Source organism: Pseudoalteromonas sp. S1727 (genome assembly GCF_005886375.1).
Lineage (GTDB): Bacteria > Pseudomonadota > Gammaproteobacteria > Enterobacterales > Alteromonadaceae > Pseudoalteromonas > Pseudoalteromonas haloplanktis.
In genome coordinates, this window is the sequence record NZ_PNDT01000175.1 from 1 (window position 1) to 7,616 (window position 7,616).

A 7,616-nucleotide genomic window follows, 5' to 3' on the forward strand; every position below is an offset into this window, starting at 1 on the left:
ATTTGCCCGCTTCAACTTTCGTGTCAAGACGAATTTGTCTTAAACTGACGGCTGACGGCTGACGGCTGACGGCTGACGGCTGACGGCAATTAAAAACAAAAAACCCAAGCCGGGGCTTGGGTTTTTAAACAATTAACTAAAAGAACTTACTTCTTCTTTTTAACTGCTTTTTTGTTTGGTAAATCAGTGATTGAACCTTCAAAGATTTCAGCTGCTAGGCCGATTGATTCGTTCAATGTTGGGTGAGCGTGAATAGTCAGCGCTAAGTCTTCGCCATCTGCGCCCATTTCAACTGCTAGGCCGATTTCGCCAAGCATTTCGCCTGCGTTGATACCAACCATAGCGCCACCGATAATACGGCCACTGTCTTTATCAAAGATAAGTTTAGTTTGACCTTCTGTACGAGCAGATGCAATTGCACGACCTGAAGCTGCCCACGGGAATACCGCAGTTTCGATGCTTAAGCCTTGCTCTTTTGCTTCTTTCTCTGTTACACCAACCCAAGCGATTTCTGGATCAGTATACGCGATTGAAGGAATACATTTAGGGTCAAAGAAGTGTTTTTGACCTGAGATAACTTCAGCAGCAACGTGTGCTTCATGAACCGCTTTGTGCGCAAGCATAGGTTGACCAACAATGTCACCAATCGCGAAGATGTGATCAACATTTGTTTTAAGCTGTTTATCAACATTGATAAAGCCACGCTCATCAACGTTAACACCTGCTTTGTCTGCATCAAGTAGTTTGCCGTTTGGTGTACGACCAACAGCAACAAGTACTTTGTCATAACGTACTGGCTCTGCCGGTGCATTCTTACCTTCAAACGTTACATATAAACCGTCGTCTTTTGCTTCAACACCAGTTACTTTAGTAGAAAGCATTACGTTGAACTTTTTGCTCACGTATTTTTGGTAAATCTTGATCACGTCTTTATCAGCTGCTGGTACTAGTTGATCAGCAAATTCTACTACGTCGATGTCAGAACCAAGCGCACGGTATACAGTACCCATCTCAAGACCGATGATACCACCACCTAATACAAGTAGTTTTTCTGGTACATCTTTAAGTTCAAGCGCGCCAGTTGAATCGATTACACGGTCATCTTCAGGGATGAAAGGTAAGTTAACTGGTTGCGAACCTGCTGCGATAATAGCATTATCAAAGGTAATTGTCGTTTTGCCATCTGCGCCTTCAACATCAAGAGTGTTGCTGCCAGTGAATTTACCATAACCGTAAACAACTTTAACTTTACGCATTTTAGCCATGCCGTCTAGGCCGCCGGTTAATTGACCAATTACAGACTCTTTCCAAGAACGGATTTTGTCTAAATCAATTTGTGGTGCGCCGAAAGTAACACCATGAGATGACATTTCAGCAGCGTCATCAATTACTTTAGCTACGTGTAAAAGTGCTTTTGAAGGGATACAACCCACATTAAGACATACACCGCCTAATGTGTCGCGAGATTCTACTAATGTAACTTCTAAGCCCAAGTCAGCAGCACGGAAAGCCGCAGAATAACCACCAGGACCACCGCCTAGTACAACAACTTGAGTTTTTAATTCGTTGCTCATGCTATTACCTTAATTGTTTGAACGGGACACTGCCCTAAAGTTTAACTGCCATGTTTCTGCATGGGCAGAAAGGGAGAGCAGATCAAAAATTTATGCAAGATAGATAAATATTGTATCATTGCAAATGGTAAAAATCCCAGCAAAAAACAACTGGCTGGGATTTGATTCTATTTTATTTATATTGCTTACACTAACTGCCTACATAACCAGTTGGCGAATATCGCTCATGTAACTTGCTAAAGTCACAGTAAAGCGTGCCGCAAGTGCACCGTCAATCACCCTATGGTCGTATGACATTGAAAGTGGAACCATTAATTTTGGCTCAAACTCTTTGCCGTTCCATTTCGGTTTCATTTCAGATTTAGATACACCTAAAATTGCCACCTCTGGTGCGTTAACGATTGGTGTAAATGCTGTACCACCGATACCGCCTAAGCTTGAAATAGTAAAACAGCCGCCTTGCATGTCAGATGCAGTTAACTTGCCATCACGTGCTTTTACAGACACTTCCATCAATTCACGTGATAATTCAATGATGCCTTTCTTATCAACATCTTTAAATACAGGTACCACGAGTCCATTTGGTGTATCAACGGCAACCCCGATATTGATGTACTTTTTAAGAATTAAGCTTTCACCGTCTTCAGACAATGACGAGTTAAATGTAGGGAACTCAGCAAGCGCTTTGGCCGCTGCTTTCATTACAAATACCAACGGGGTGATTTTAACACCCAACTTTTTCTTCTCGCTAAGGGCATTTTGCTCTTTACGGAACTCTTCAAGGGTGGTGATATCAGCTTCATCAAACTGTGTAACGTGAGGGATTTGCACCCAGTTACGATGTAAGTTTTTACCCGATAGCTTTTGAATGCGAGACAGTTTCTTCTCTTCGATTTCACCAAACTTAGCAAAATCAACTTTTGGCCATGGAATTAAACCAAGCTCACCGCCGCCCGCATTACCATTACCATTACCCGCAGATAACTGACCAGACTCAACTTGCTTAACTAGGTTCTTCACATAGTTTTGCACGTCTTCTTTAACAACACGGTTTTTACGACCAGAGCCTTTTACGTTCGCAAGGTTGATACCAAACTCACGAGCTAAACGGCGAACAACTGGCGATGCATGCGCATACGCGCTGTTATTTTCAAAGCTCTCGTTGCTTGCTTTTGCAGGTGCTGCTTGTGGTGCTGGCGCTGACTCTGTTTTAGCCGCAGGTGCTGATGCCGGCGCTGACTTTTCTGCAGGAGCTGCTGGTGCACTACCTTCAACTTCAAATACAAAGATAAGTGAACCGGTCGATACTTTATCGCCCGCAGCTACTTTAATCTCTTTAACAGTTCCTGCAAACGGCGCAGGTACTTCCATGGCCGCTTTATCACCTTCAACGTTTAGGATTGATTGATCTTCAGTAACCTTATCGCCTACTGCAACCATCACCTCAGTGACTTCCACTTCGTCACCGCCAATATCAGGCACGTTGACTTCTTTGCTGCTTGGCGCTGCGCTTTGTGCAGGTGCTGACTCTTGCGCTGGCGCTGCTTCGGCTTGCGCAGGGGCAGACTCACCACCGGCAACTTCAAAAACAAACACTAACGAGCCTGTTTTTACTTTATCGCCAGTGGCAACTTTAATTTCTTTAACGGTACCGGCAAACGGTGCTGGTACTTCCATCGCCGCTTTGTCGCCTTCAACGTTTAAGATAGATTGCTCTTCTGAAACCTCGTCGCCAACTGCAACCATGACTTCGGTTACTTCAACTTCATCATCGCCGATATCTGGTACGGTAACTTCTTTCGTGGTTGAGCCAGAAGAAGCAGCTGGTACTGCATCTTCAGATTTAGCCGGCGCTTCTGGCGCTTTTTCTTCGCCAGCACTTTCGCCTTCAAAGATCATAATTAAAGAGCCAGTGGTAACCGTGTCACCTTCACTAACTTTAATTTCTTTTACTGTACCGGCTTGTGCAGCTGGTACTTCCATTGATGCTTTGTCGCCTTCAACGGTTAGTAGCGATTGGTCAACTTCAACTTTGTCACCAACGCTTACTAAGATTTCGGTTACTTCAACTTCATCGCCACCGATATCTGGTACATTAATTTCAATACTCATTGCAAAACCTCTTATGCGTACAGTGGGTTAACTTTGGTCGTGTCGATGTTGAACTTCTTAAGTGCCTCAACAACCACTGACTTCTCAACCTCACCACGTTTAGCAAGTTCAGATAATGTAGCAACCACAACATAACCTGCATTAACTTCAAAGTGACGGCGTAAGTTTTCACGGCTATCAGAGCGGCCATAACCGTCTGTGCCTAACACTTTATAGTTGCTAGTTGGAATGAATGAACGCGCTTGCTCAGCGTAGTTTTTCATGTAATCCGTTGCGGCAACAGTTACTGAGTCGTTTAATACACTGGTGATGTAAGCTGTTTTTTGCTCGCCTTCAGGGTTCAGCATGTTGAAACGCTCAACATCTTGACCATCACGGGTAAGCTCATTAAATGACGTTACTGAGTAAACATCTGACGCAATACCGTAATCTTCACTTAAGATAGCCGCTGCTTTACGTACTTCAGTCATGATAGTACCTGAGCTTAATAGTTGTACGTTGGCTTTTTTGCCTGCGTAGCTTTCAAGCTTATAGATACCTTTACGAATACCTTCTTCAGCACCTTCTGGCATTGCAGGTTGTGCATAGTTTTCGTTCATCAGTGTTAGGTAGTAGTAAATGTTTTCTTGGTTTTCACCGTACATACGACGAATACCATCTTGCATGATTACCGCTACTTCATACGCATAAGTTGGATCATAAGAGATACAGTTAGGTACAGTGTTAGCAAGAATATGGCTGTGGCCATCTTCGTGTTGTAGGCCTTCACCATTTAGCGTTGTACGACCTGCCGTAGCACCTAGTAGGAAGCCACGAGCTTGTTGGTCACCTGCCATCCATGCCATGTCGCCAACACGTTGGAAACCAAACATTGAATAGTAGATGTAGAATGGGATCATTGGTAAATCGTTCGTGCTGTATGATGTTGCCGCAGCAACCCATGAAGACATAGCACCTAACTCATTGATACCTTCTTGCAATACTTGCCCTGATGTCGCTTCTTTATAGTAAGAAACAATGTCACGGTCTTGTGGTGTGTAGTTTTGGCCATGCGGGTTATAAATCCCGATTTGACGGAATAAACCTTCCATACCAAAGGTACGCGCTTCATCAGCAATAATTGGTACGATGTTTTTACCAATGCCTTTATCTTTTAATAAGATATTAAGTGCACGAACAAAGCCCATAGTGGTAGAGATATCACGCTTTTGCTCTTCCAATAATGGTTTAAATGCTTCAACTTCAGGTAATACTAACTTTTCAGTAAAGTTAGGGATACGTGTAGGTGTATAACCTTTTAATGCATCGCGACGTGCATGTAAGTATTTATACTCAGGTGAGCCTTCTTCAAGCTCTAGATAAGGAAGCTCTTTTAGCTGCTCTTCAGATACTAAATCATCTAAACCTAAACGTGAACGTAAATGAGCAACATGTGACATGTCCATTTTCTTCACTTGGTGCGCGATGTTTTTACCTTCAGCCGCTTCTCCCATGCCGTAACCTTTTACTGTTTTAGCTAAGATCACAGTTGGACGATCTTTCGTTTCTTCAGCCTTTTTAAATGCAGCGTATAGTTTTGATGGCTCATGACCGCCACGCTTAAGGGCAAAGATTTCGTCATCTGTCATATCAGCAACAAGTGCTGCTGTTTCAGGGTAACGACCAAAGAAGTGCTCACGTACGTATGCGCCATCTTTCGCTTTATAAGTTTGGTAATCACCATCGATGGTTTCGTTCATCAATTGTAGTAGCTTACCCGTGGTATCTTTAGCAAGTAAGATATCCCAACCGCTACCCCAAACTACTTTAATTACGTTCCAGCCTGCACCTTTAAATAGACCTTCAAGTTCTTGAATGATCTTACCGTTACCCATTACTGGGCCATCTAGGCGTTGTAAGTTACAGTTGATTAGGTAACAAAGGTTGTCTAGCTTTTCACGAGCAGCAAATGAGATAGCGCCACGTGATTCTGGCTCATCCATTTCACCATCACCTAAAAACGCATAGACGCGTTGATTTTTGGTGTCTTTTAAGCCACGACCATCTAAGTATTTTAAGAAACGCGCTTGGTAAATAGACGCGATAGGGCCAAGGCCCATAGATACTGTAGGGAACTGCCAGAATTCAGGCATTAACTTAGGGTGTGGGTATGATGGTAAACCATTGCCATCAACTTCTTGGCGGAAATTATCTAACTGGGCAGCAGATAAACGGCCTTCAACAAATGCACGCGCATAAATACCAGGCGAAATATGACCTTGGTAATAAACTAAGTCACCGCCGTCTACTTCGTTTGGCGCTTTAAAGAAGTGATTAAAGCACACTTCATAAAATGCCGCAGATGACTGGTAAGACGCCATATGGCCGCCTAAGTCGAGATCTTTTTTCGAAGCACGCAATACAATCATAATTGCGTTCCAACGAATAATAGAACGAATACGGCGTTCAAGGTTTACATCACCTGGGTAAGCAGGCTCTTGATCGACCGGGATCGTATTAACGTAGTTTGTGTTGATACCAGTTGGCATATCAACACCGTCTAAACGGGCTTGCTCTAATACTTGCTCAAGTAAAAACTGAGCACGTTCAACACCTTCTTCACGCACAACTGATTCAAGAGCTTGTAACCACTCTTGTGTTTCTAGCGCGTCTACGTCAATTTTATTGACTTCAGACATATGGAGGTTTCCTTATGTTTAAAATACGAATGTTCTTAATTAGCACTGTGGTAATAGTGTTGCCATATAAACAGTACTTGCTTAAATTATTTATCTTTTACTTAGTTTTTAATTACTTAATTTTGCTTTGTGCGTCTTAAACTACGTTCAATTCGCGAATGCTCTTTGCCGGCTTCCAATAATGCTTCTTCAATGAAAGCTAAGTGAGCATTACTGGCAAGTCGCGCTTGCTCCGGATTCCCTTCAATCACTGCATCCATTAATAAACGGCGGTGCTCAGCTAAGCGCTTACTAATATGTGGCTTCTCTAACAACACCGTTAAATTTTGTAATACATTTTGTTCAAGTAATGCCTGCATACCACGTACTAAGTGCAGTAACACCACATTATGTGATGCCTCTGCAACACTAAAGTGAAAGGCATTAATTGCTTTTGCTTTTTGTTGCAAATTATCATTCGCTAAAGCAATGCACTCAAAACTTTCTTTTACTTTATTAAAGTCAGTACTCGTACCACGCAGCGCGGCATAATAAGCAGCAATACCTTCTAATGCATGACGAAATTCTAATAAATCAAACTGTGATTCAGGGTGCTTACTGATCAAATCAAAAAGCGGATCTGTTAACCCTTCTTCAAGTTGATTTTTTACATACGTCCCGCCACCTTGCCGACGCGTTACTAAGCCTTTTGCCTCTAACTTTTGAATCGCTTCACGCAATGAAGGTCGAGACACTTCAAATTGTTTTGCTAATTCCCGTTCTGGCGGCAGTTTCTCACCCGGTGCTAATGAGCCCTCAAGAATCATATTCTCAAGTTGCTGTAAAATAACATCCGATAGTTTTGCAGCTTTAATCTTTAAAGACATTAATCAACGTCCGCATTGTAGTGGGAATAAAACCTGATAAACTCAAGTTTGTGCCCATAGTCAAGACCAAAAGGTAAATTGGTCATACCAAATTTGAGCCATACGTTATCAAAAAGCAACTTTGCTGTCAATTTACCTAGATTATCTGTCGTTAATCCAGCCTAACGCATTTAGCACAAAGATTAAACAGTATGAGATACAGTCAGTGTTTGGAAAGGGTTTTAACAGAAAAAACAAATGGTCTGACCAGACAGTGGAGAGATGAGATTTTAGATTTTAGATTTTAGATTTTAGATTTTAGATTTTAGATTTTAGATTTTAGATTTTAACCATAACTTCCCTAACGCCCAGTAACTTCCTCAAATCTATTCTTATAATTTAGCTGG

General features: G+C 42.3%; 4 protein-coding genes. All 4 read right to left on the bottom strand.

Features of this window, described 5'->3' with window-relative positions; genetic code table 11:
- Positions 1-146: 146 nt before the first annotated feature.
- The gene (lpdA, locus tag CWB85_RS21350; RefSeq protein ID WP_016708265.1) at positions 147-1,574 is read right to left on the bottom strand and encodes a dihydrolipoyl dehydrogenase; all 1,428 of its coding nucleotides are present in this window, start codon (positions 1,572-1,574) and stop codon (positions 147-149) included.
- Positions 1,575-1,772: 198 nt separating this feature from the next.
- Positions 1,773-3,686: a pyruvate dehydrogenase complex dihydrolipoyllysine-residue acetyltransferase gene (aceF, locus tag CWB85_RS21355; protein ID WP_138555973.1), complete on the bottom strand. Its 1,914-nt coding sequence runs from the start codon at positions 3,684-3,686 to the stop codon at positions 1,773-1,775.
- 11 nt (positions 3,687-3,697) lie between these two features.
- The gene (gene aceE / locus CWB85_RS21360) at positions 3,698-6,364 is read right to left on the bottom strand and encodes a pyruvate dehydrogenase (acetyl-transferring), homodimeric type (RefSeq protein WP_016708267.1); all 2,667 of its coding nucleotides are present in this window, start codon (positions 6,362-6,364) and stop codon (positions 3,698-3,700) included.
- 116 nt (positions 6,365-6,480) lie between these two features.
- A complete protein-coding gene (gene pdhR, locus CWB85_RS21365; RefSeq protein ID WP_016708268.1) occupies positions 6,481-7,230 on the bottom strand; it encodes a pyruvate dehydrogenase complex transcriptional repressor PdhR in 750 nt (249 codons plus the stop codon).
- Positions 7,231-7,616 lie beyond the last annotated feature (386 nt).

Coding starts and splice junctions, on each gene's coding strand:
- lpdA (WP_016708265.1), bottom strand. CDS start 1,574: ATGAGCAACGAATTAAAAACTCAAGTTGTTGTACTAGGCGGTGGTCCT.
- aceF (WP_138555973.1), bottom strand. CDS start 3,686: ATGAGTATTGAAATTAATGTACCAGATATCGGTGGCGATGAAGTTGAA.
- aceE (WP_016708267.1), bottom strand. CDS start 6,364: ATGTCTGAAGTCAATAAAATTGACGTAGACGCGCTAGAAACACAAGAG.
- pdhR (WP_016708268.1), bottom strand. CDS start 7,230: ATGTCTTTAAAGATTAAAGCTGCAAAACTATCGGATGTTATTTTACAG.